Below are 22,088 nucleotides of genomic sequence, written 5' to 3'. Positions count from 1 at the left end.
TTCGTGGTCAGCCTTCGACCAGGTCGTCGCGCCAGACGTTCTGTTCCTTGAAGTACTGGGCCGCGCCCGCATTCACCGGCACGCCGGGCACGAGATAGCGGGTCGCGTCCTCGAGCTTCACGCTCGTGAGCACGTTCGAGATCGTGTGCAGGTCGGCGACGTTCTCGAAGACGGCCTTCGTCATCGCGTAGGCGGCCTCGGGGGAGACGTTGGGGTTCGCCGCGAGGATGCCCGACGAGCCGCTCGCCACGGCGGGCTCGGAGAGATGCGGCCAGGTCTCGGGCGTGACCTCGAAGCGCATGATGCCGGGGTTCTCCTCCTGGGCGCGCGCGATCAGCGCATCGGGGAAGGAGACCGGGCGCACCGGGTAGTTCGTCGTCAGCTCCACCACGATGGGGGAGGGGCGGAGTGCCGTGAGGATCGCGGGAATGCAGTCGATGTTGCCCGCCATGAAGCCGTCGTAGATCTCGCGCCAGGAGCCGAAGGTCCAGCGCACGTCGTCCCCGATGGCCGATTCCTCGAACATCAGGCGCCAGGACTGGGCGGTGGTGCCGCCCGCCGCGCCCGGGGAGACGCGCTTGCCGCGCAGATCCTCGAAGGCGCGTATCTCGCTGTCGGCGTGGACGATCGGAGGCAGGGCGAAGGTGGTGTAGCAAAACATCTGCTGCACATCGATCGGCGTGCCGTAGGGCGCCGCGCCCTCGCGCGCCGCGACGAGATCCACCGAGGTGCTCTGGCCGAAGTCGAGCAGGCCCTGTCCGATCAGCGCCACGTTCTCCGCGCCGCCGGAGGTCGACTGGGACGAGCTGCGCAGGCCGGAATGGCGGTTGATAATCGTGCTCAGCCCTTCGATGATGACGTAGCCGGTCGATCCGAGGGTCGCCGATCCGAAGAGGTACTGGCCGCCGCCGACCTGGGCGTGCAGGCGCGCGGGGGTGGTGGCGAGAAGACCCAGCGCGCCCGCGCCGGTGAGCAGCGTGCGTCGGGTGATGCCGCCGTTGGGGGAGAGCTCGAGATCGCGCATGCTTGTTTTCCCTCTGGCTGGTTTGTTCACTGTGGTGAAACGCGCCCTCGTCCTTCGATGCGATCGACGGACGGCAGGGTGCGCATGCCGTTGCCAAGCGCAGAATTCCACGGTACCGAGCCTGGCACAAGACGAGGACTGTTCAAAAATATGAACACGGTCTCACACTCCGTCACGAACCCCCCCGGGTCGGACGCCAGCGATGCCGACACTCGGCTCGGCGAATCCATTCGCGCGCACCGGGTGGCGCGTCGCCTGACGCTGCGTGATGTCGCCGCGCGCTCGGGCGTCGCCATCGGCACGCTGAGCCAGCTCGAGCGCGGCATGGCCTCGCCGTCCTTGAAGATCCTGCGGGAGGTCTGCGCGGCGATCGACCTGCCGATGGTCCGGCTGTTCGAGGGGCTGGACGGGGCGAGCGACGACGTCGTCGTGCATCCGAACGAGCGCGGCAGCCTCGCGATTCCCGGCAAGGGCATGCGCAAGGAGCTGCTCACGCGCCGCAACGGCGCCAACATCCAGGCGATGATCGTGACGGTGGAGCCCGGCGGCGGCTCGGGGCTCGATCCTTACTCGCACGACGGCGAGGAGGTCGGCCACGTGCTCGCCGGCGAGATCACCCTGCGGGTGGGCAGCCGCAGCTATCGCGTGGGGCCGGGAGACACGTTCTGCTTCGAGAGCACGCTGCCCCACGGCTTCGAGAATTACGGCGACATCGATGCCGTGATCCTGTGGGTGGTCAGCCGGCCCTTCTATTGATCGACGTGCCCTCCGCGGGATGATCGAAGGGACGCGCGTGCACTGGAGGGCTCGTGTAGCGGCGTTCGTACGCAGCGTTTCGCGGCGGCCGAAACGGGGGGCACGCGATTTGGCCCGAGGTCAATCGATTCCACCGATTGGGCCAGAGGGCGACCGTCCGATCTCGGCAATCAGGTCATCGGTACGCGCGAGGCGGCAATAGCCCTTGAAGGCCGCCAGCGCGTTTTCGTGCCGGGCCTGACTGTCCGTAGTGCAGGCGTCCGTTGCGCAGACCATGGTGAAGCCGCGGTCGGCGCCGTCGCGCACGGTGTGGTCCACGCACTGGTCCGTCAGGAACCCGGTCGCCACGACGGTCTCGATGCCGATGTTGCGCATCAGGTACTCGAAGATCGTGGAGTTGAAGAGGCTCGACGATGTCTTGGGCAGCACCATCTCGTCCGGGCCGGGGCGCACCTCGTCGCAGACCTCGGCCTCGACGCTGCCGGGCGGGAAGTGGAACGAAGTCTGCTTGTAGTCGAGGCTCCGGTCCCGGCCGTCCCGCGTCAGGCTCTGGATCACGGTGTAGACCACCTCGCCCCCGGCGGCGCGGAAGGCCTCGGCGAGGCGGGCGATGTTGGGCACCGCGATCTCCGCGGCGGTGCGGTGGAACCAGGGCCGCGTCTGCGCGGCACCGGGATGGAAGATGCCCTTCTGCACGTCGATGACGAGCAGCGCCGTGCGCGCGGCGTCGAGCGGGCGCAGGCGGTCGGGGATCGGCGGCGTCGGCATGGTCAGGTCTCTCGTCCGGTTTCGGCCTCGAAGGTCACCGCCGCCCGCCGCAGGGCCTGCGCCAGGCGGTCGGCCCAGGCCGCCTCATCGGCGGGCGTCGCGATCCGGTCCTGCCGGACCTCGATCTCCGCGTAGGGCAGCCCCCGTCCTTCGCCGTGGACGGGGATCGAGTAGTCGTTGACCATGTCCACCGTGTAGGGCTCGTTCTCGCCGAGCCTCAGGGTGGGGTCCTGCTCGGCCAGGGCCGCGAGCAGATGGCGCGAGAAGCGGTCCGCGTGAAACCAGCACAGGCCGACGATCCAGGGCCGGTCCGCCGGCGCGGCGCGCAGGCGCGGGGTGAAGCTGTGCACGGCGACGAGGATGGTCGGCCGTCCCGCGGCCGCGCGCGCGTCGAGCCGTGCGGTTATGCGCGCGTGATAGGGCTCCATGATCTCCGCGACGCGCGCGCGCCGGGCCCGCTCGTCGAGCCCGGCATTGCCGGGCACCCGCGTCCCGTCGGCGATCTCGCCCATGCAGGACGTGGCCTCGGGCCTGCGGTTGCAGTCGATCACGAGCCGCGAATAGCGCTGGTAGACCAGGGGCGCGCCCAGCCGCTCGGCGAGGCCGAGCGCCACGCCCAGCGCGCCGATGTCGATGCCGATGTGGCGGTCGCGCTCCTCCTGCGGCAGGCCGAGGTCGCCCAGCGCCTTCGGCACGGCGTTGCCGGCGTGGTCGCAGATGAGGAAGAAGGGGCCGTCGCCGTCCGCGTTCACCTCGCCGACGGGTTCGGGATCGGGCTCGGGGCCGGCGCGATCGAGAAGGGCGTGCTCGCGGCGCGCCGGCGCTGTGGGCTCGGTCGTCATGGGGGCGTCTCTCAATAGGCCTCGGCGTAGAGCGCGACCATCTCGTCGGCGCTGCGGTCGCGCATGGCGTCGATCTCGCCGCGCTTGTGCATCAGGTACGCCCCCGCGAGGGTCTCGCCCATCCATCCCATCGCCGCTTCGTCGGCCTCGAGCGCGGCGAGCGCCGCCTCGAGGCTGCGCGGCAGGTCCTGGATGCCGAGCCGCGCGCGCTCCTCCGGGCCGAGCGCGCCGGGATCGCCGTCGTGGATCTGCGGCGCTGGCAGGGCCTCGCGCAGGCCCTGCAGGCCGGCGAAGACCAGCATGCCGAGCTGCAGGTAGGGGCTCGCCGCCGCATCGGCCGCGCGGAACTCGAGGTTGAAGCGCGGCCGCGGATCGATGTCCGCGGCGGCGGGCAGCGGGCAGACGCGCAGCGTCGCCTCGCGGTCGCGCACGCCGAGATTGGCCCAGCAGGCCGACCACGAATTCGGCTTGAGCCGCTCGTAGGAAAGCACGCTCGGCGCGGTGACCGCGCACAGGGCCGGCGCGTGGCGCAGGATGCCCGCGGCGAAGGACGCCGTTTGGGCCGACATGCCGCCGGGGCCGGCGGGATCGAACGTCACGGGATCGCCGGCGCGGTCCGTCAGGCTGAAATGGATGTGCACGCCGTTGCCGACGATCCCCGGCGTCACCACGGGCGAGAAGCTCGCGGCGAAGCCGTGGCGGCGTGCGATCGCCCTGCAGATCTCGCGCAGGCGCACCGCCCGGTCCGCCGCCTCGAGGCCCGGCGCCGGGTCGAGGGTGACCTCGTATTGCCGCGTGCCGTATTCGGGCAGGAAGGTGTCGGGCTCGAGCCCGTTGGCGCGCAGGGCGCCGATGAACTCCCGGGTGAACGGTGCGATGGAGCGCATCGAGCCGAGCCCGTAGGAATCGCCGCTGCGCGCCTCGGCGCCCGCCATGTGAAACTCGTGCTCGAAGCTCGCCACCAGCCGCAGGCCCGCCTCCGCCTCGAGCGCCGCGAGGGCGCGGGCGAGGAAGCTGCGCGGGCAGCACTCCCAGGGGGTCTCCTCGAGGGTGAGGATGTCGCCGAGGAACCAGTGCTCCCGCGGGCTGCCGTCCCCGAAATCGAGGATCGTCTCCGTCTCGGCCGCGGGCGCCAGGAACAGGTCTCCGCGCGGCCCGAAGGGCGTGGCGGGGATGCGGCCCAGGCAGTTGATCATGATGTTCGTGGGCGTCCAGCCCACGCCGAAGCGGCGGCGCTTCTCCAGGTCGCGCGCGGGGAAGCCCTTGCCGCGCACCTGGCCCGCGATGTCGCTGCAGCAGACGAGAACGAGGTCCTCGGCGTCGATGGTCACGGCATGTCCTCCTCACCGGCGGTCGCGGGTGGCGTGCGGGCGACGGATGGCCGCCGCCCGCCGGCGGGCTCAGAATTCCGGCCGCCAGATATCCTCGACGTTGAACTCGGCTCCCTGCACGGACACGATCGACACGGGCTTGGGCGGCACCATGTTCTCGCGGGTGTAGGAGATCGTGCCGGTCACCGCGGGATAGTCGCGGGTGGCGGCGAGCGCGTCGCGGATCGCCGAGGGCTCGGCGGAGCCCGCCTGCTCGATGGCGTTGGCGATCAGGCCCACCGCGTCGTAGCCGAGCGGCGCGAAGGAGTTCTCCGGCGCGTTCCCGAAATGCTCGGTATAGGCGTCGATGAACGCCTGCACCTCGGGCCGGTCGTCGGCGAGGTAGGTGTGGGTGGAGAAGAACACGTCGTTGGCGTGCTCCGGCCCCGGCACGGTCGCCACCAGCTGCGTGTCGAAGCCGTCGCCGGAGACGATCGGCATGTCGATCCCGGCCTCGCGGATCTGCCGCACGGTGAGCCCCGCCTCGCTGGGGATGGCGGAGATGAACACGCCGTCGGGCGCCGGGTCGACGGCGTCGAGGCGGGCGATCTGGGCGGAGAAGTCGGTGTCGCCCATCATGAAGAAGTCCTCGGCGATGATCTCCCCGCCGCGCTCCTCGAAGCGCTCGACGAAGAACTTCGTCAGCGCCCGGGTGAAGTCCATCGAGTTGTCGGTCCAGACGTAGACGCGCCGAAGCCCCATCGTGTCGTAGGCGTAGTCGGCGATGGCGTAGGACTGGTCGTCGTCGCCGAAGGCCGCCATGAACATGTGGTCGCCCACCCAGGTCGGCAGCATCGGGTGGGTGGCGCCGGAGGTGACGAACGGGATGCCGGCCTCCTGGAAGGTCGGCGCCGCCGCCATCACGAAGGTGGTGTCGGACTGGCCGAACCCGGCCACCACGTCGCTGGAGACCGCCTCCTGCGCCGCCGTGGCGGTGACCTGCTGGTCGGTGCGGGTGTCGAAGACCACGAGCTCCAGCGGCCGCCCGAGCACGCCGCCCGCCTCGTTGATTTGCGCCACGTGCAGCTCCGCGCCCTTCAGCGAGGGGCCGTCGAGCGAGGAGAGCCCGCCCGTCAGCGAGTACAGGGCCGCGATGCGGATCGGCTCCTGCGCGAATGCGGGGGCCGCGGTGACGGCCAGGGCCAGCGCCGCGGCGCTCGCCTTCAAGAGATCACGCCTTTTCATGTCTCGCCTCCTGCTTTGCTGTGTGTTCCGGGAATCGGCCCGGCCCCTCTGGCGGCCGGTTTTTTCGGCCTGGTTTTGTCTTGCGGTCGCGCGTGTCGCGGCGCAGGAACGCCGGCTCCGCGCTGCCGAAGAAGCCCTGCGGACGCAGGAGCAGCGTCGCGATCAGCAGGACCGCGATGATGATCTGGACGAGGCCGTAGGCACCGACGGCCTGCTCCACCGGCCGCAGGACCTCGCGCAACACGGTGATGCCGATGGCGGCGACGACGGCGCCGCCGAGGCTCCCCGAGCCGCCCACGACGACCATCACCACGAGCATGAAGGCCAGGACCAGGTCGAAGGAGCCGGGCGTCAGGTTGGTCAGGAGATGCGCCCAGAGCGCGCCGCCGACGCCGGCGAAGAAGGCGCCGACGGAGAAGGCGATCAGCTTCGAGGAGGCCCGGCGCACCCCCATGCAGGCCGCCGCCATCTCGTTCTCGCGAATGGCCATCAGGCTGCGCCCGACCGAGGAATGCTTGAGGCGCCAGCAGACGACGAGCGTCGCCGCGAGCCAGCCCAGGATCACCCACAGCGTGGTCAGGCGCGGAATGCCGTTGAGGCCCAGCGCGCCGCGGGTGAGGCCGTCGGCGTTGTTGACGGCGACGCGCATGATGATGATCAGGCCGAGCGTGGCGACGGCGAGGTAGTGCCCGCGCAGCCGCAGCACCGGGAAGCCCACGACGACGGCGACCAGCGCCGCGGCGAGGCCCCCCGCGACGGTCGCCGGGAACAGGGGCAGCTCCGCGCCCGCGAGCCATTCCGGGAGGGCCGGCAGCATGAAGCCCTTGCGCGAGACCGGGAAGGTGAGGACGGCCGCGACGTAGCCGCCCACCATCATGAAGGCGGGATGGCCGAGGGAGAACAGGCCGGTGAGGCCGTTCGAGAAGCTCAGGCTGACGACGAGGATGGCGGAGATCCCCGCGAAACCGACGACGGTGCGGGCGTAGCCGCTCAACTGCGTCTCGACATAGGCCGTGACGGCGAGCGCCACGAGCGCCAGCGCTGCCCAGGCGAGCACGTGGCGCGGGGGGATCATGCCCGGTCCTCCACCGACCGGCCGAGGAGCCCGTTGGGCAGGACGAGCAGGATGACGATGAGCAGGCCGAAGACGAAGGCGTCACGATAGGCGCCATAGAGCGGCGGCAACAGGCCGACGAACAGCACCTCGGCGAAGCCCACGACGAAGCCGCCCAGAACCGCGCCCGGCAGGCTGCCGACACCGCCGATGACGGCGGCGACGAAGGCCTTCAGGCCGGGCAGGAAGCCCATCAGCGGGTCGATCTGGCCGGCGCGCGCGCCCCAGAGCAGGCCCGCGAGGCCGGCCAGCGCGCCGCCGAGGCCGAAGGCGGTGGCGACGGCGCGGTTGATGCGGATGCCCATGAGGCTCGCCGCGAGCGGGTTCTCCGCGGTGGCGCGCATGGCGAGCCCCGCCCGGCTGCGCTTCACGAAGACGACGAGCGCGCCCAGCACCGCGAGCGTGACGAGCACGATCGCGGCGTCGAGCACGGTCATCCGTGCACCCATGAAGCCGATGTTCTCCTTCAGCCAGCCCGGCACGTTGAACGGCCGCGGCTGCCCCGAGAGCGTGAGGATCGCGAGGTTCTGCATCAGGATGGCGACGCCGAGCGACGTAATGAAGCCGTTGACCTGCGGCGCGCCGCGCTGGGGACGGAAGGCGACGGCGTCGATCAGCATGGCGAGGACCGCGCCGAGCGTCAGCACCGCGAGGACGGCGGACCAGAGCGGGAGGCCGAACGCGGTGAGGATGGCGTAGGCGCTGAAGGCGCCCACCATCATCACGTCGCCATGGGCGAAGTTGATGAGCCGGACGATGCCGTAGATCATCGAGAAGCCCACGGCCACGAGGGCGTAGAGCGAGCCCAGCACGAGGCCGTTGACGAGCTGCTGGAGCACGTAGGCGCCGCTCACGAGAGCCTCCCGTCCGCAGGACCCGGCTCCGCGGGCGCAGGCAGGACGCCGAGATAGGCCTCCTGCACCCGCGGATCGTCGACGAGAGTCGCCGCCGGGCCGGACAGCTGGATCTCGCCCGATTCGAGGACGTAGGCCCGGTCCGCGATCTCGAGCGCCATGGCGGCGTTCTGCTCGACGAGGAGAACCGTCGTGCCGGTGTCCCGGATCCGGGTGATCACGTCGAAGATCCGCTCGACCATCTGCGGGGCGAGACCCAGCGAGGGCTCGTCGAGCAGGAGCAGGCGCGGGCGCGACATCAGCGCGCGCGCCATGGCGAGCATCATCTGCTCGCCTCCCGAAAGCTGCCCGGCGAGGCCCGAGGAGCGCTCCCGCAGGATCGGGAACAGGCCCATCATGCGGTCGATGTCGGCGCGCTCCTCGCCGTCGCGGCGCAGGAAGGCGCCGAGCCGCAGGTTCTCGAGCACCGTCATCCCGCCGAAGACCTGGCGGCCCTCCGGGCAATGCGCCACGCCGGCGGCGACGATCTGCGGGGGCGCCAGCCTGGCCAGATCGGCCTCGCGTCCGGCGGCGGCGAGCCGCGCCCGGCCCGCCCGCGGGCGCAGGTGCCCCGAGACGGTGAGCAGCGTCGAGGTCTTGCCCGCGCCGTTGGCGCCGAGAAGGGTGACGATCTCCCCGGCCTCGACCCGGAGGCTCACCTGCCGCAGCACCTGCGAGGGGCCCCGCCAGACGTCGATCGCGTCAAGCCACAGCATCGGCGCGATCCTTCTTTCTGCCGGACCCGAGATAGGCCGCGATCACCCGCTCGTCGCGCTGGATCTCTGCGGGCGCGCCGTCGGCCAGGAGGACGCCGCGATCGAGCACCTGGACGCGCGTGCACAGCGACATGACGAGCCGCATGTCGTGCTCGACGACGACCATGGTCACTGGCTCGCCGGCGTGGGAGCGCGCCGCGCGGGCGATCGCGCGCAGCGTCTCCGTGAGGTGCGCGGTCTCGGACGGGTTCATGCCGGCCGCCGGCTCGTCGAGCAGCAGCACGCTGGGGCCCGTCGCCAGCGCGCGGGCGATCTCCACCTTGCGCTGCAGGCCGTAGGGCAGATCGCCGGCCCGGCGCGAGCCCATGCCCGCGAGGCCCACCGTCTCGAGCAGCGCCTCGGCCTTCTCGCGGATCGTGCGCTCGCGCCGACGCGCCGAGGGGAGGCCGATCACCGTCGCGATCCAGCCGGGGCCCTCGTGCATGTGCAGGCCCACCGCGACGTTCTCCCAGACGGACAGATCCTGGAACAGGCGGATGTTCTGGAACGTCCGGCTGATGCCGCCGCGGGCGAAGGCCTCGGGCCCGCTCCCGGTGAGGTCGCGTCCGTGCAGCACGATGCGGCCGGAGGAGGGGGCGAGCACGCCGGTGAGGAGGTTGAAGGCGGTGGTCTTGCCCGCGCCGTTCGGCCCGATCATGCCCAGAATCTCGCCGCGCGCGAGATCGAGGCACCAGCCGCTGATCGCTGTGACGCCGCCGAAGGACTTCGACAGGTCTCGTACGCCGAGGATGATGGAGTCCGTGCTCACGCCTGGTTCCCGGTCCCGTCGTGCGACGTAGCGGCAAGCGGGCCGTGCCGGCCCCCGTGCCGTTCTGCAGGGGCAACGGTACGAAGCGTGTTCCAATCGGTCAATCGGAATATTCTGTTACAGATCCTAATCGCCCTCGGCACCGCCCTCCTCGGGCCTCGGCGCGAGCACCGCGCCGGCCTGGAGCGCGGCGCGCTGGCTCTCGATCACCTCGATGCGCTTCCGGGCGTTGGGCCAGACGCGCTCGTCGAGCTTCTGCGCCAGCACCTCGACGAGCGCGATCATGCCGACCAGGCTGTCCCAGCGCGAGGGCCCGTCGACGCGCGTCCGGAACGCGAGATCCGCGAACTCGGCCCCGTCGGACATCCATTGATCCGTGAACAGGACGGTCTTGGCGCCGCGGCCGCGGGCGAGCCTCAGGGTGGCGACCGTGTCGCGCTGGTAGCGGCGGATGTCGAAGGCGATGAGCACGTCGTTGCGGCGCAGGTCAGCCAGCACGTCTGCGCGGCGCACGAGGTCGTGGTCGAGCAGCACGACCCGCGGCCGCATCTTGCGCAGGTGGAATTCGAGGTGGCGGGCCGCGGCCTCGGTGAAATCGCCGCCCAGCAGGTAGACGATCCGCCGCTCGTCGCGCACGAGATCGAGGAAGCGCGCCGCGTCGGCGCCCTGGCACATGGCGAGGGTATCGGCGATCGTGGCGGCGAGCTTCTCACCGAGGGGCTCGATGTCGGAGGCGCCGCCGCTCGCCTGAGACGGGCGGGTGAGCGGGAATTCCTGCATCGCCTCCATTTCCTCGCGCAGCGCGCGGCGGAACTCGGCGTATCCGGAGAAGCCCAGCTTGGCGATGAAGCGCAGCACGGTGGGGCCGCTGACGCCGGCGCGCTCCGCGAACAGGCCCACCGTGTCGAGCCCCATGCTCGGATAGCGCGCGAGGAGCGCCCGCGCGGCCCGGCGCTCGGCGTTGGTCAGCGAGGGGAAGCTCGCCGTGATGCGGTCCATCAAGGTCGGCGCATGCTCGGTCCCGCCATCGGCCACGGATACGCTCCCCAAGCCCACGATCCGGCCGCTTGAGTAGCGAGTCTTGATACCGGAGGCAAATCCTGTAATTTTCCGTACAGTCCGATCCGGACCTTTCGTGGAGCGCGTTCATGCGTCGAGACCTCCCCCCCGTCGACGCCCCCGGCGGCGCCTATCGGGAGCGCGCCATCGTGCCCGGCAGGACGGCGCTCCTGTCCATCGACATGCAGAACGCGGAATTCAGCGCCGAGCGGCTGCGCCGGGCGCGCGAGGGCGACCCCGCGGAGGCCGCGCACCGCGTCTTCCTGGAGCGCATGGGAGAGATCGTGCTCCCGAACCAGGCGCGGCTCCTCGCCGCCGCGCGCGACGCCGGCATCGAGGTGGTCTTCACCGTGATCGAGAGCCTGACGCAGGACGGGCGAGACCGGAGCCTCGACCACAAGATCTCGCGCATCCACCATCCGAAGGGATCCTGGGAGGCCCGGGTGATCGAGGAGGTGGGGCCGCGCGGGGACGAGATCGTCATTCCCAAGACCTCGTCCGGCATCTTCAACTCGACCAATTTCGATTACCTGCTGCGCAATCTCGGCATCGACTTCCTCGTCGTGTTCGGGGTGATGACCGACCAGTGTGTGGAATCGGCGGTGCGCGACGCCGCCGACCGCGGCTTTCTCGTCACCCAGATCGAGGACGCCTGCGCGGCGGAGACCGAGGCCGGCCATCGGCGCTCGATCGAGGCGATGGCGGGCCATTACGGGCGCATGCGCACGACGGACGAGATGATCGCCGAGATCGAGGCGCTCCGCGCGGCCGGCCCGGCGGCATGACGGCCGCCGCGGGGAGGGCGCTCGGCCGCGTCCTGCTCACCGGCGCGGAGGGCTTCGTCGGGCGCGCTCTCGCGGCGCGGCTCCACGCGGCCGGCCATCCGGTCGTCGCGAGCGACCGCGCCGCCACGGCGGCCGAGACCCGCATCTGCGACCTGACGGACGCCGTGCGGGTCGACGCGCTCGTCGGCGAGGGCGGGTTCGCGACCGTGCTGCATTGCGGGGCGGTCTCCGGCCCGATGGTGCTCGCGGACGATCCCCATCGCGTCTGGCGCATCAATGCGGAGGGCACCGCGAACCTGCTCGAGGCGGCGCGCCGGCACGGGGCGGGGCGCCTCGTCCTGTGCTCGACGATCGACGTCTACGGCGCCGTCTCTGGGCGCGTCGACGAGACGACGCTGCCCCGTCCCGTCTCGGTCTACGCGGCGAGCAAGCTCGCGGCCGAGCATGCGGGCGCCGCCTATGCCGCGTCCTTCGGCATGGACGTCGTGTCCCTGCGCATCGCCTGGGTCTACGGCCCCGGCCGGCGCACGCCGACGCAGCTCGAGGCGGCGCTGCGGCGGCTCGTGCGGGGCGAGGAGGTCGATCTCGACGCACACCCCGCCGATCCCGCGCATTACCTCCACCTCGACGACGCGGTGGAGGGCATCCTGACGGCCGCCGCCGCGCCGCGCCTCCCGCGCCCGGTCTACGACATCGCGCCCGACGGGCCGCTGTCGCTGGGCGAGGTCGCGCAGACGCTCGGAGCGTTCTTTCCCCAGCGGCGGGTGACGTGCACGCGCTCCGCGCCCGGCGCGCCGATCCCCCGCGTGATCGACGTGTCCGCCGCGTCGAGCGATTTCGGTTACGTGCCCCGTGTCCGGTTCGAGGAGGGGGTCGCGCGCTTGGTGCAGAGCTTTGCAAGGACCTCGCCGTAGCCGAACTCCCGAAGGAAGGGCATCGCCAGGACGCGCGCGAAGCGAGCGCGACCGGGCCCGCACGAGAGCTTCGATGCGCACAGCGCTGGTGGGGCAGGGGCCTCGACCGACATGTCGCCCTGCCGTTCGGCGTGAAAGGTCATGTCGGGCCGGCTTCGATTCTGTTCCGCAGGACGCCGATTCCATCGATCTCGCTCTCGACCACGTCCCCGGGCAGGCAGTAGCGGGACGGCTTCACGCACCCGGGCACGGGGCGCCAGCGGCCGCCGAGCTCCGGATCTGCGGACCAGGCGGTGCCGGCCGGGGTGCCGGTGATGATGACGATGCCGGGCTTCAGCGTGAAATTGGTCGAGAAGAAATGGATGAGCTCGGCGCAAGTCCAGATCATCGATGCGGTGTTTCCGGCCTGACGCGTCTCGCCGTTGATCCGCGTGCCGAGCGCGAGTGCCTGAGGATCGGGGATATCGTCTCGCGTGACGATCCATGGCCCCAGGGGCGCGCTCGTGTCGAACGCCTTGCCGCGGCCGAGCTCGTACCAGGTCACGCCCTCCGGACTCGTCCGGACCTGCCGGTCGCGAGCCGTGACGTCGTTGACGACCGTGTAGCCGAAAACGTGGTCGAGTGCGCTCTCGACCGGAATGTGCCGCCCGGGCTTGCCGATCACGACCGCGAGTTCGGTCTCGCAATCGAGCTTGGAGGTGAGACGCGGGTCGTGGATGATCGGCTCGTCCGGCCCGACCACGCAATCCGCCGTCTTCACGAAGAATTCCGGCTCCTTGGCGCTGAGCGGCGTGTTGGCTTTCTCCGCGTTGTGCTCGCGATAGTTCGAGCCGGTGCACAGGATCGTCGAAGGACGCAACGGCGCATCGCGGGGCGTGTCCGCGAGCGCCAGCCGTGCCTCCGGCGGCGCCGCGGCGATCAGCTCGCGCGCGAGGGCCAGCCCGGAGTCACCCGCCGCGATCAATGAGATCGTGTCGGCGACGAGCGGAAGGTCGGCATCGCGGCCCAGCGCCTCGCAGGCGGCGCGGGCGTCGACGATGGTCTGCGGATCGGCGAGAAAGCCGAGGCGCGGTGCGCCGAGACCCCGGTGCACGAGGACGCGCACGCTGTCACTCCTCGAACGCGGCGGCGGGCGCGACCCGCCAGTCGACCTGCATGCGTACATCCGCGGCGCGTATGAGGTTCATCACCGGGCAGCGGAACTCGACATTCTTCTGGAGCTGCCTCACGCGCGCTTCGGGTTCGTCGGTGTAGAGGACGATCTCGAGTGCGAGCGACTCGTAGTAGGGGCGCACGCCCGGAACGCCTTTCGGTCCGCGCACGTCGATCTCGGCCGCGCAGGCGAAGTCGACGCCCGCATAGGAGAAGCCCATCGCCTTGGCGCAGCCGTTGATGATGACTCCGTCGCAGCCGACGAGGGCCACGAGCACCGTTTCCAGAGGGCTGGGCGCCGTGTTCGTGCCTCCGAGCGTATCCGGCTCGTCGGTATAGACGCTCTCGAACTGGCGCACGCGGACCTCGGTCCGCGTGCCCGCGCGATTGCGGCCGCGCACGGAGCGAACGGCGATCTTCTTCGTCGCCGGGTCGACGCTCGGCGGCAGGATATCGGGATCTGGTGCGAGGGCCACGGTGAAGCTCCTTCCGACGGATCAGGAGAGGATGGCGAGGTCGAGGAGGCCGGCGGGCGCGCTCACGCGCATGAGCACGAACATGCCGTGAATCGTCGCGAGGATCAGCGCCGCGTAGGCGATACCGGTCGCGAGGCGCATGCGCGCGCAGCCGATCAGCATCCAGATGAGCAGCGCGATGGTGGCGATGTCGAAGCCGACGAGCCAGATGCCGACCCCGTAGGCGAGGATCGTGAGGAGATAAGGGATCTCCGCCACGGCGGCGGAATCGGATACCACGCCCTCTCCGAGCGCCCGGCGGGTCTCCCGGACGACGACGAAGGCGCCCAGGATGAGCCCGGGGGCGATCGCGAGCATGGGCAGGAGGCGCGAATCGGGCGCGAAGCCGGCCGTCTCGAACGCGGCGTAGACGAACACGACGAGGATCAGCCACGCGACGGCGAGCCCGATCCGCGTGTCTGTGCGGCGCTCCTTGCGCAACGGGGCGACCATCCGGATCCCCGCCGCCGCCGCCGCCGCCGCCCGGCTGCGGCGCGCGCGCAGATGGCCGGCGAGCCGCAGCAGCAGGGGGATCACGATCAAGGCGCCGATGACGAGAACGCCCGGGCGCAGCAGCCAGGACCAGCCGTGGATCTGCACCGTGAGCCAGAAATACTGCTCCATCGGCTTGGCCAGCACGAAGCCGACGAGAACCGGCGCACGCGGCCAGTCGGCCTGCTTCATCAGCCAGCCCACGACGCCGAGCGTGAGGAGCATGGCGATGTCGCCGAAGGATTGCGTCGCCTGGTAGGCGCCTGCCACCATGATCAGCAGCAGGGGCGCCGCGATGATCGCGAAGCGGATCCGCGTCAGACGCGCGATGAGCGGCGTAATCGCGAAGCAGATCACGGCGCCGACCACGGACGCGATCGCAACGCTCCAGACGATGACGTACATCAGCTCCGGGTTCTCGCGCACGAGCCGCGGACCCGGATAGAAGCCGAACGAGAACAGGGCGCCGAGAAAGACCGCTGCAGCCGGCCCGCCGGGAACGCTGAACAGCAGGGTCGGCACGAGGTCGGAGATCACGGTGGCGTTGTTGGCGCCCTCCGCGGCGGCGAGACCCCGAATATCGCCCTTTCCGAAGCGGCTCTTGTCCTTCGTCGAGCGCATGGCGTGGCCGTAGGCGATCCATGTCGAGGCGCTCGCGCCGACGGCCGGCACGAAGCCGCCGAAGACTCCGATCAGGGCAGAGCGGACGATGAGCCAGCGATGGGCGACGAAGGCGCGCGCACCCTCCCGCCAGCTGCCGAGAGGCAAGCGCTCGTTCGAGATGCCGCCGCCGGAGGCCAGCATGCCGACGACCTCCGCGACGGCGAACAGGCCGAGCGCGACGATCGTCAGCGAAATGCCGTCGGCGAGGTAGGGCTGGCCGAAGGTGAAGCGGAAATCGACAGCAGCCGGCGCCGCGCCGATCGTGCCGAGCAGGATGCCGAACGCAGCCGCCGCGAGCCCGACGGCGATGTCCTTGCCCACCATGCCCGCGGCGAAGACGAGGCCGACCACGGCGAACATCAGCAGCTCGGGCGTGCCCAGCGCGAGGACGAGCGGTCCGGCGACGGGGATCGCGAGGGAGAGGATCACCGCACCGAAGAGCCCGCCGACCATCGAGGCGAGGAAGCCGACCCCGAGCGCCGTGGCGGCCTTGCCCTGACGAGCGAGCGCGTGGCCCTCGATCGCCGTCGGCGCCGACGCCGGCGAACCCGGCGCGCCGACGAGCACCGAGGTGATCGTGTCGGAGGTGTAGATGACCGAGGTCGCGCCGAGCAGCAGCGCGAGCCCGGCATAGCTGTCGAACAAGTAGATGAAGGGCAGGAGGATCGAGACGGCCGCGACCCCGCCGAGCCCCGGCAGCATCCCGAAGACGAGCCCGGCGAACATGCCTGCGAACAGTGCCAGGAGGCGCACGGGCTCGAGAAGCGCGGACAGAGCCGGGACGATATGCTCGAGCACGGGCGATTGCCTCCGTCGGGACAGGGTGGGCGGCGCGCGGGGGCGCGCCGCCGGCCGGCTCAGAAGTTCACGCCGTACTTCGCGCCGAGCAGATCGCGCAGATAGGCGCGGATCTCGGGTGACGGCCGCAGCGCCGCGAGGAGGGGCCCTTCCACTTCCGACGGCGGGATCAGCTGGTAGCCGCCGACGACCTGCGCGCTCTCGCTCTGGAACTCGGGATCGGCGTTGATCGCGGGGATCGCGGCCTCGAATGCCGCGATCGCCTCGTCGGGCGTGCCCTCCGGCAGGAACGCGGTCAGGCCGTAATTGTACGTCGCCGTCCCGACGGCCTGGAACGCATCCCAGGCGAGCCCGCTCGGCTCGGCTCCGTCGTTCAGGTCCTTGTACACCTCGTAGACCGACGGGAGCTCCGGGAAGGCGGGGTCGCGGTCCGTGAGGCGCCCGTCCGCGGCGACGGAGCCGCCCGTCCACAGCGGCGTCGCCCGCCCCGCGGCGACCATGTCGACGACCTGAGTCGCGTAGACGGGGGTGAACTGGTAGTCGAAATTGGTCTCTCCGCGCTCGAAGGCGAGACGGATCGGACCGCGGCCCGGGAAGCCGAGAACCGTCTTGATGTCGAGCTCGAGAACCTCGAAGGAGAGCAGCGCCGGCAGGTCGCTCGCGGCTGCGGCGATGCCGCCGTAGAGCAGGGGAACGTCGGCGTCCTTCACCTCCGAAGCGCTCGTGACGCCCGCGCTCGGCGCGATGTAGGCGACCGCGCCGAAAGGAAGGCTGTAGCCCGGGCGCATGGCTGCGAGATCGTATTCCACGCCCTCCTGGCCGAGCACGAACGGGTTCGAAGTCGACGACGTCGTGAACAAGATCGTCTGTCCGTTCGGCTCGGCGTTCTCGGCGAACCAGTTCGCGCCGAGGACGGACCCGCCTCCGGCGCGGTTCACCACCTCGATGTCGGGATTCCCGGCGACGTGGCGCTCGAGGTATTTCTCCAGGAATCTCGCGGCCACGTCGGTGGCGCCGCCCGGCGAGAACGGCACGATCACCTGGATGCGCTTGCCGGCGTAGAATTCCTGGGCATTCGCCGGGCCTGCGACGACGATGCAGGCGGCGGCTGCGAAGAGGAGCCGCTTGTCGATCACGCTCATGGTCGTTTCCTCCCTGTTTGCTCGCCGCCCCTGTGCCGAGGCTTCGCGAACTGTTGTCGGCTGTCAGGTCACCGGATTCTCCAGCGTGCCCAGTCCCTCGATGCTGACGGCGACGCGGTCCCCGGGCTGAAGGTAGCGCGGCGGCTTGAAGCCGATGCCGACACCGGCGGGCGTTCCCGTCGCGATCACGTCACCGGGCTCGAGCGTCATGGTCGCGCTCAGCGTCGTGATCAGCGTTGGAATGTCGAAGATCAGGTCGGCGAGGCGGGCCTTCTGGCGGATCTCGTCGTTCACGCGCGTCACGAGCTCGCGGCGCCCCAGGTCGTCGATCTCGTCGGCAGTGACGATCCACGGTCCCATCGGCCCGAAGCTGTCCAGGCTCTTGCCGATCAGCCACTGGCTGTGCCGGCTCTGCAGCTCGCGCGAGGTCACGTCGTTGACGATGGTGTAGCCGAAGACGTGCGCCATGGCGTCCGCGGGCGCGACCTGGAAGGCGCGCCGGCCGATCACCACCGCGAGCTCGCCCTCGTAGTCGACGCTCCGTGTCGGGTCGAGCGACGCGCGGATCGCGGCGCCGGCGCCGACGACGCTGCTGCCGGCCTTGGCGAACACGACCGGGTTGGAGGGAACCTCCTCCTTCCCGGAGGAATCGAACCCGCTCGCGTGGAATTCGGTCGCGTGCGCGCGGTAGTTCTTGCCCACGCAGACGATCATCTGTCGCGGTTCGGGCAGCGGCGCCTCCAGGCGCACCGTTGCGAGCGGCACGCGCTCCGCGTCCGGCGCGGCGAGACGTGCGACCCAGCGTTCCCGCTCCGGCGCGCCAGCGGCGATCATCCGTCCGATCGCGCCGATGGCGTCGCCACCCTGCGCCACCAAGACGATCTCTTCGCCGTCCACGAGGCCGACGCCCGGCGTGTCTCCACGAGTGAACGAGACGATGCGCATGAGATCCTCATTTCATATATGAATTTAGCGTATCCATACGATTTGACGAGTCAAGTGCGCCGTGACATTTTCTGGATGAACCTTTCCGAACCTCGCTCAGCGATTCCGCCCGACGACGCATCATGGACAGTACTCGGACCGCTCTCAGCGCGGCGAAAGGGTTGCCGGAGGCGCGCGGTGCGGCCGAGGCGTCGCTCGTCGACGCGGCCTACGTCGCGATCCGCGCCGACATCATCGCAGGGCGCCGGAAGCCCGACGAACGCCTGCGCATGGAGCGTCTGCGGGCCATCTACGGCATCGGCGTCACGCCCCTGCGCGAGGCTCTGCAGCGGCTGTCGGCGGACGGCCTCGTCGTCGCGACCGGAAGCCGCGGCTTCAGCGTGGCGCGGCTCGCGGCGGAGGATTTCGCCGACCTGAACCGGGCGCGTATCGCGGTCGAGACCGCGGCGCTCCGCCTATCGCTCCCGGCGGGCGACGACGATTGGGAAGCCGATCTGGTCGCGGCCGCCTACGCCGTCGAGAAGCAGGACGGCCTGATGCAGAAGGGAGACGCGGACCTGGAGCGCTGGGAGGTCGCGAACAGCCGCTTTCATCTCGCGTTGGTGAAGGCGTGCGGCTCGGACTGGCTGCTGCGCGTGCGGCAGAACCTGCAGGATCAGTGCGAGCGGTATCGGCGTGCCTCCGTCGGTGCGGAGCGACAGCAACGCGATCTCTTGAACGAGCACCGCGAGATCGCCAAGGCCGCGCTCGCGCGTGACGTCGAGACCACCTGCGCGCTCGTCCAAGCCCATTTCGAGCGCACCGGGAACGGGCTGACCGGAATAGGCTCCGGGCGTGACGGAGCAACGACCGCGCGCCCGGCCGATCGGCGATGATCGCGGGTTTGCGGCTCTCGACGGGCCCCCTCGGGAAGATCCCGACGGGCGTCCTCGCGGGAGCGGCGACGAAAACGAACGGGCCGTGGCTTGCGGCCACAGCCCGTTCGATGTCCCTCACCGGTCTCCGGCCCCGCCGGGGCGGGGCCGGTCCAGGCGCGCTCGCCGTGTCACAGCTCGTTCACGGCCCGAGCCTGCTTGAGCCCCTTGCGGACGAAGCCGAACATCGGGAGGATCGCCACGATGAACGCGATCGTGAAGATGGTCAGCGCGATGGGACGGTCGAGCACGTATTCCCACGAGCCCCGACCCAGCATCAGCGTCTGGCGCAGATTGGTCTCGATCGGCCCGCCGAGCACGAAGGCCAGGATGAGCGGCGCCGAGTCGAAGCGCAGCTTCCGCAGGAGGTAGCCGACCACGCCGAAGAACAGCAGCGCGCCGATGTCGAAGACGCTGTTGTTGATCGAGTAGGCGCCGATGATCATGAACAGGATCAGCGGAGCGTAGAGGTAGCGGTACGGCACGCGCAGGAGCTGCACCCACAGGCCGACGAGCGGCAGGTTCAGCGCGAGCAGCATGACGTTCCCGACATACATCGAGGCGACGACGCCCCAGAAGATCTCGGGATTGGTCTGGATCATCAGCGGCCCCGGCGTGACCCCGTAGAGGATGAGCGCGCCGAGCAGGATGGCCGTCACCGGGTTGCCCGGGAGCCCGAACGTGAGGAGCGGGATGAACGAGCCGGTCGCGCCGGCGTTGTTCGACGCCTCGGGGCCGGCCACGCCCTCGATGGCGCCCTTGCCGAAGCGGCTCGGATCCTTCGCGATGCGCTTCTCGAGGGCGTAGGAGACGAAGGACGCCAGGGTCGCGCCGCCGCCGGGGAGGAGGCCCACGAGGAAGCCGAGCACCGACCCCCGCGCGATCGGCCCGGCGGACGCCTTCCACTCGTCACGGCTCGGCAGGATCTGCTTCACGGGCACGGTCTGCACGCTGCGGTGCGCCAGCCGCTCGAGGTTGAAGAAGACCTCGCCCAGGCCGAAGATACCCATCGAGATCGTCACGATGGAGATGCCGTCGACGAGCTGCGGCACCCCGAAGGCGTAGCGGACCTCACCCGTGATGACGTCCTGGCCCACCATGCTCAGCAGGAGACCCGTCATGATCATGATCATCGAGCGGACGACCGAGCCGCGCGCGAGCACGAGCAACACGATGAATCCGAGCAGCATCAGCGCGAAGTATTCGGGTGGCCCGAACCGCACGGCGAAGGAGATCAGCGGCATCGAGATGAGCGCGATGGCGATGGCGCCGAGCGTCCCCGCGATGAAGGAGCCCAGCGCCGCAATGCCGATCGCCGGTCCGGCGCGACCCTGCTGCGCCATGCGGTAGCCGTCGATACAGGTCACGACGCTCTGCGCCTCGCCTGGTATGTTGACGAGGATCGCGGTGGTGGAGCCGCCGTAGCTGGCACCGTAGTAGATGCCCGCGATCATCACGATCGCGGTCACGGGATCGAGGCCGATCGTGAGCGGCAGCAGGATCGCGATCGTCGCGGTCGGGCCCAGCCCCGGGAGGACGCCGATCAGGGTGCCGACGAGCGCGCCGACGAAGCAGAAGAACAGGGTCTCGGGAGAAAGGATGGCGACGAAGCCGCCGAGCAGGCCTTCCATGCGTCACCTCCAGATCGCGCCGACGGGGAGACGGACGTCGAGCGCGAGGACGAACAAGGCCCACGCCACCCCGGTCACGGCGACGCCGGCGAGGACTGGCGGGAGCGAGAGCGGCCGCTTCGCGCCGATCATGAACAGGAGCACCATGAGAACGCTCGTCGCGAGGAAGAAGCCGAGCCAGGAAAGGACCGCGGCATAGGCCACGATCAGCACGGCCGCGAGCGCGACCCGTGCGTTGCCGAACGTGTCGACGGGCCCGTCGGTGTCTTCGAGCTCCGGTGCGCGTCCGGCCAGCGTGCGCCAGATCAGGACGAGCGAGAGGACGGCGAGCGCCGTCGACAGGACGATCGGCATCGCTCCCGCACCCGGCAGCCGCATGGACCCCATCGGCAGGTGGGATGCGAGCGCGATCCCCGCCGCGCCGAGCGCGGCGAACGAAGACCCGGCGATCAGGTCGCGAGTGCGGGACATGAGGCTGAACTCCTTCGCATCGGCAACGAGCGTGGCGGCGCGTCGATATCGCGGGCGGGCGGAGCCGCGGCTCCGTCCGCCCGCCGTCCGCTCGCCTGCTCGAACGGTCACACTTACCCGGCCGGGATCACTTGGTCATGCCGAGCGCGGCGAGGAGGTCGGCGAAGAAGGCGTCCTCGCGCTCGAGCTCCTGCGCGAACGCCTCCGAACCGATGAAGTCGACCTCGGTCAGGGAATTCCTGGCGTGCTGCTGGAAGGCCTCGGACGCCGCCGCCTGCTCGAACGCGGCCTCGAGGGTCGCGACCACGTCGTCCGGGGTCTCCGCCGGGACCCACACGCCGATGTTCGGCGGCATCGACAGGTCGACCCCGCCCTCCTTCAGGGTGGTGACGTCCGGAACGACGGAGGCGCGCTCGTCGCCGAACTGCGCGATGGCGACGAGATTGCCGCCCGCGACCTGCGGCATCAGCGCGGACGCGAAGCCGAGCACGAGATCGATCGTGCCGCCCACGGTCGCCGCCACGGCGGGCGTCACGCCCTCGAACGGGATGTGGTTGAGCTCGACGCCGGCCGCGCGCGCGAAGGCCTCGCCCGCGAGATGGGTCGCGCCGCCGGTGCCGGCGCTGCCGAACGTGACGGCACCGGGGTTCGCCTTCGCGTAGGCGACGAGCTCCTCGAGCGTGCCGAAGGGTGCGTCGGTCCGGGCGGCCATCATGTTGGGGCCGGCGGTGATCCGCGCCACGGGCTTGAGGTCCTCGAATGCGTAGGGCAGCTCGCGCTGGTGGGGAGCGACGGTCTGCACCGAGCTCACCGCGAACAGCAGCGTGTGGCCGTCGGCCTCGGCCGAGTTGGCGACGAAGTTCGCGCCGACGGTGCCGCCGGCACCGGGGCGGGTCTCGACCAGGATCGTCTGGCCGAGGATCTTCTCGAGCTCCGGCACGAGCGTGCGCGCCAGGGTGTCGGTCGCGCCCGGGGAGTAGGGCACGACGATGCTGATCGTGTCGGTGGGGAAGGCGGCCGCGCCGGTCACCGCGGTGGCGGCCATGGCCAAGCCGGCTGCGCCGGCGAAGAAGGTGCGTCTCGTGATCATCTCGGTCCTCCCGATGAAAGCAGCACTGACATGCGGGCGTT

Annotated in this window: 22 protein-coding genes; 4 read left to right on the top strand and 18 right to left on the bottom strand. The window is 70.5% G+C overall.

Annotated elements, in window-relative coordinates:
• Nucleotides 1-7: 7 nt before the first annotated feature.
• Complete coding sequence (locus G407_RS0104165; RefSeq protein WP_029029799.1) at nt 8-1,024, bottom strand: TAXI family TRAP transporter solute-binding subunit; 1,017 nt, start codon at nt 1,022-1,024, stop codon at nt 8-10.
• Nucleotides 1,025-1,174: 150 nt separating this feature from the next.
• On the opposite strand from G407_RS0104165, the gene G407_RS25645 reads away from it, so the two are divergent.
• The gene (locus tag G407_RS25645) at nt 1,175-1,780 is read left to right on the top strand and encodes a cupin domain-containing protein (protein WP_052340941.1); all 606 of its coding nucleotides are present in this window, start codon (nt 1,175-1,177) and stop codon (nt 1,778-1,780) included.
• 120 nt (nt 1,781-1,900) lie between these two features.
• Here G407_RS25645 and G407_RS25640 read toward each other — a convergent pair whose 3' ends face one another.
• The 9 genes from G407_RS25640 to G407_RS25625 all read right to left on the bottom strand — a co-directional run bounded on the left by G407_RS25640 (nt 1,901) and on the right by G407_RS25625 (nt 10,511).
• Entirely contained in the window at nt 1,901-2,548 is a 648-nt protein-coding gene (locus G407_RS25640) for a cysteine hydrolase family protein (protein WP_043538916.1), read from the bottom strand.
• Between the two features lie 2 nt (nt 2,549-2,550).
• Nucleotides 2,551-3,390, bottom strand: coding sequence for an N-formylglutamate amidohydrolase (locus G407_RS0104150; RefSeq protein WP_029029798.1), 840 nt, complete (start codon nt 3,388-3,390; stop codon nt 2,551-2,553).
• Nucleotides 3,391-3,401: 11 nt separating this feature from the next.
• Nucleotides 3,402-4,721, bottom strand: coding sequence for a type I glutamate--ammonia ligase (locus G407_RS0104145; protein WP_052340940.1), 1,320 nt, complete (start codon nt 4,719-4,721; stop codon nt 3,402-3,404).
• Between the two features lie 69 nt (nt 4,722-4,790).
• Nucleotides 4,791-5,945: an ABC transporter substrate-binding protein gene (locus G407_RS0104140; RefSeq protein ID WP_029029796.1), complete on the bottom strand. Its 1,155-nt coding sequence runs from the start codon at nt 5,943-5,945 to the stop codon at nt 4,791-4,793.
• Entirely contained in the window at nt 5,932-7,020 is a 1,089-nt protein-coding gene (locus tag G407_RS25635) for a branched-chain amino acid ABC transporter permease (protein ID WP_052340938.1), read from the bottom strand. The genes G407_RS0104140 and G407_RS25635 overlap by 14 nt, the downstream gene beginning before the upstream one ends.
• On the bottom strand, nt 7,017-7,913 hold the full coding sequence (locus tag G407_RS0104130; RefSeq protein ID WP_029029795.1) for a branched-chain amino acid ABC transporter permease: 897 nt from the start codon (nt 7,911-7,913) through the stop codon (nt 7,017-7,019). The genes G407_RS25635 and G407_RS0104130 overlap by 4 nt, the downstream gene beginning before the upstream one ends.
• The gene (locus tag G407_RS25630; protein ID WP_052340937.1) at nt 7,910-8,668 is read right to left on the bottom strand and encodes an ABC transporter ATP-binding protein; all 759 of its coding nucleotides are present in this window, start codon (nt 8,666-8,668) and stop codon (nt 7,910-7,912) included. Before G407_RS25630 ends, G407_RS0104130 begins: the two co-directional genes overlap by 4 nt.
• A complete protein-coding gene (locus tag G407_RS0104120; RefSeq protein WP_245259014.1) occupies nt 8,655-9,476 on the bottom strand; it encodes an ABC transporter ATP-binding protein in 822 nt (273 codons plus the stop codon). The genes G407_RS25630 and G407_RS0104120 overlap by 14 nt, the downstream gene beginning before the upstream one ends.
• Before the next feature lie 126 nt (nt 9,477-9,602).
• The gene (locus tag G407_RS25625; protein ID WP_156917462.1) at nt 9,603-10,511 is read right to left on the bottom strand and encodes a MurR/RpiR family transcriptional regulator; all 909 of its coding nucleotides are present in this window, start codon (nt 10,509-10,511) and stop codon (nt 9,603-9,605) included.
• A gap of 113 nt (nt 10,512-10,624) precedes the next feature.
• Between G407_RS25625 and G407_RS0104110 the strand changes: the two genes are divergently transcribed.
• Together G407_RS0104110 and G407_RS25620 are read left to right on the top strand one after the other, a co-directional pair.
• Nucleotides 10,625-11,320, top strand: coding sequence for a cysteine hydrolase family protein (locus G407_RS0104110; RefSeq protein WP_052340935.1), 696 nt, complete (start codon nt 10,625-10,627; stop codon nt 11,318-11,320).
• On the top strand, nt 11,317-12,234 hold the full coding sequence (locus tag G407_RS25620; protein ID WP_052340934.1) for an NAD-dependent epimerase/dehydratase family protein: 918 nt from the start codon (nt 11,317-11,319) through the stop codon (nt 12,232-12,234). Before G407_RS0104110 ends, G407_RS25620 begins: the two co-directional genes overlap by 4 nt.
• 139 nt (nt 12,235-12,373) lie before the next feature.
• On the opposite strand, the gene G407_RS25615 is transcribed toward G407_RS25620, so the two are convergent.
• From G407_RS25615 to G407_RS0104080, 5 genes are all read right to left on the bottom strand, one after another.
• The gene (locus G407_RS25615; RefSeq protein ID WP_210163072.1) at nt 12,374-13,198 is read right to left on the bottom strand and encodes a fumarylacetoacetate hydrolase family protein; all 825 of its coding nucleotides are present in this window, start codon (nt 13,196-13,198) and stop codon (nt 12,374-12,376) included.
• Nucleotides 13,199-13,343: 145 nt separating this feature from the next.
• Complete coding sequence (locus G407_RS25610; RefSeq protein ID WP_052340932.1) at nt 13,344-13,862, bottom strand: OsmC family protein; 519 nt, start codon at nt 13,860-13,862, stop codon at nt 13,344-13,346.
• A 21-nt stretch (nt 13,863-13,883) separates the two neighbouring features.
• A complete protein-coding gene (locus G407_RS0104090) occupies nt 13,884-15,854 on the bottom strand; it encodes a tripartite tricarboxylate transporter permease (protein WP_029029792.1) in 1,971 nt (656 codons plus the stop codon).
• Nucleotides 15,855-15,913: 59 nt separating this feature from the next.
• Complete coding sequence (locus tag G407_RS0104085; protein WP_029029791.1) at nt 15,914-16,996, bottom strand: type 2 periplasmic-binding domain-containing protein; 1,083 nt, start codon at nt 16,994-16,996, stop codon at nt 15,914-15,916.
• Between the two features lie 63 nt (nt 16,997-17,059).
• Entirely contained in the window at nt 17,060-17,941 is an 882-nt protein-coding gene (locus tag G407_RS0104080) for a fumarylacetoacetate hydrolase family protein (RefSeq protein ID WP_029029790.1), read from the bottom strand.
• 122 nt (nt 17,942-18,063) lie between these two features.
• Here G407_RS0104080 and G407_RS0104075 point away from each other — a divergent pair, with 122 nt between their 5' ends.
• A complete protein-coding gene (locus G407_RS0104075) occupies nt 18,064-18,816 on the top strand; it encodes a GntR family transcriptional regulator (protein WP_084327301.1) in 753 nt (250 codons plus the stop codon).
• Between the two features lie 170 nt (nt 18,817-18,986).
• On the opposite strand, the gene G407_RS0104070 is transcribed toward G407_RS0104075, so the two are convergent.
• From G407_RS0104070 to G407_RS25605, 3 genes are all read right to left on the bottom strand, one after another.
• Nucleotides 18,987-20,486 (bottom strand): tripartite tricarboxylate transporter permease, encoded by a 1,500-nt coding sequence (locus tag G407_RS0104070; RefSeq protein ID WP_029029788.1) that lies wholly within the window; start codon nt 20,484-20,486, stop codon nt 18,987-18,989.
• A gap of 3 nt (nt 20,487-20,489) precedes the next feature.
• The gene (locus G407_RS0104065; protein WP_029029787.1) at nt 20,490-20,957 is read right to left on the bottom strand and encodes a tripartite tricarboxylate transporter TctB family protein; all 468 of its coding nucleotides are present in this window, start codon (nt 20,955-20,957) and stop codon (nt 20,490-20,492) included.
• Between the two features lie 127 nt (nt 20,958-21,084).
• Nucleotides 21,085-22,047: a tripartite tricarboxylate transporter substrate binding protein gene (locus G407_RS25605; protein WP_052340931.1), complete on the bottom strand. Its 963-nt coding sequence runs from the start codon at nt 22,045-22,047 to the stop codon at nt 21,085-21,087.
• Nucleotides 22,048-22,088 lie beyond the last annotated feature (41 nt).

It is taken from the genome of Salinarimonas rosea DSM 21201, from assembly GCF_000429045.1.
In the GTDB taxonomy this organism is placed as follows: domain Bacteria; phylum Pseudomonadota; class Alphaproteobacteria; order Rhizobiales; family Beijerinckiaceae; genus Salinarimonas; species Salinarimonas rosea.
This window is presented reverse-complemented; position numbering and strand designations above follow the sequence as displayed.

Bases quoted from the DNA above. Each gene is read 5' to 3' on its own strand.
- G407_RS0104110 (WP_052340935.1), top strand. From the start codon at position 10,625: ATGCGTCGAGACCTCCCCCCCGTCGACGCCCCCGGCGGCGCCTATCGG.
- G407_RS0104085 (WP_029029791.1), bottom strand. From the start codon at position 16,996: ATGAGCGTGATCGACAAGCGGCTCCTCTTCGCAGCCGCCGCCTGCATC.
- G407_RS25630 (WP_052340937.1), bottom strand. From the start codon at position 8,668: ATGCTGTGGCTTGACGCGATCGACGTCTGGCGGGGCCCCTCGCAGGTG.
- G407_RS0104065 (WP_029029787.1), bottom strand. From the start codon at position 20,957: ATGTCCCGCACTCGCGACCTGATCGCCGGGTCTTCGTTCGCCGCGCTC.
- G407_RS0104165 (WP_029029799.1), bottom strand. From the start codon at position 1,024: ATGCGCGATCTCGAGCTCTCCCCCAACGGCGGCATCACCCGACGCACG.
- G407_RS25620 (WP_052340934.1), top strand. From the start codon at position 11,317: ATGACGGCCGCCGCGGGGAGGGCGCTCGGCCGCGTCCTGCTCACCGGC.
- G407_RS0104075 (WP_084327301.1), top strand. From the start codon at position 18,064: ATGGACAGTACTCGGACCGCTCTCAGCGCGGCGAAAGGGTTGCCGGAG.
- G407_RS0104080 (WP_029029790.1), bottom strand. From the start codon at position 17,941: ATGCGCATCGTCTCGTTCACTCGTGGAGACACGCCGGGCGTCGGCCTC.
- G407_RS0104070 (WP_029029788.1), bottom strand. From the start codon at position 20,486: ATGGAAGGCCTGCTCGGCGGCTTCGTCGCCATCCTTTCTCCCGAGACC.
- G407_RS25635 (WP_052340938.1), bottom strand. From the start codon at position 7,020: ATGATCCCCCCGCGCCACGTGCTCGCCTGGGCAGCGCTGGCGCTCGTG.
- G407_RS25645 (WP_052340941.1), top strand. From the start codon at position 1,175: ATGAACACGGTCTCACACTCCGTCACGAACCCCCCCGGGTCGGACGCC.
- G407_RS25640 (WP_043538916.1), bottom strand. From the start codon at position 2,548: ATGCCGACGCCGCCGATCCCCGACCGCCTGCGCCCGCTCGACGCCGCG.
- G407_RS25605 (WP_052340931.1), bottom strand. From the start codon at position 22,047: ATGATCACGAGACGCACCTTCTTCGCCGGCGCAGCCGGCTTGGCCATG.
- G407_RS0104140 (WP_029029796.1), bottom strand. From the start codon at position 5,945: ATGAAAAGGCGTGATCTCTTGAAGGCGAGCGCCGCGGCGCTGGCCCTG.
- G407_RS0104150 (WP_029029798.1), bottom strand. From the start codon at position 3,390: ATGACGACCGAGCCCACAGCGCCGGCGCGCCGCGAGCACGCCCTTCTC.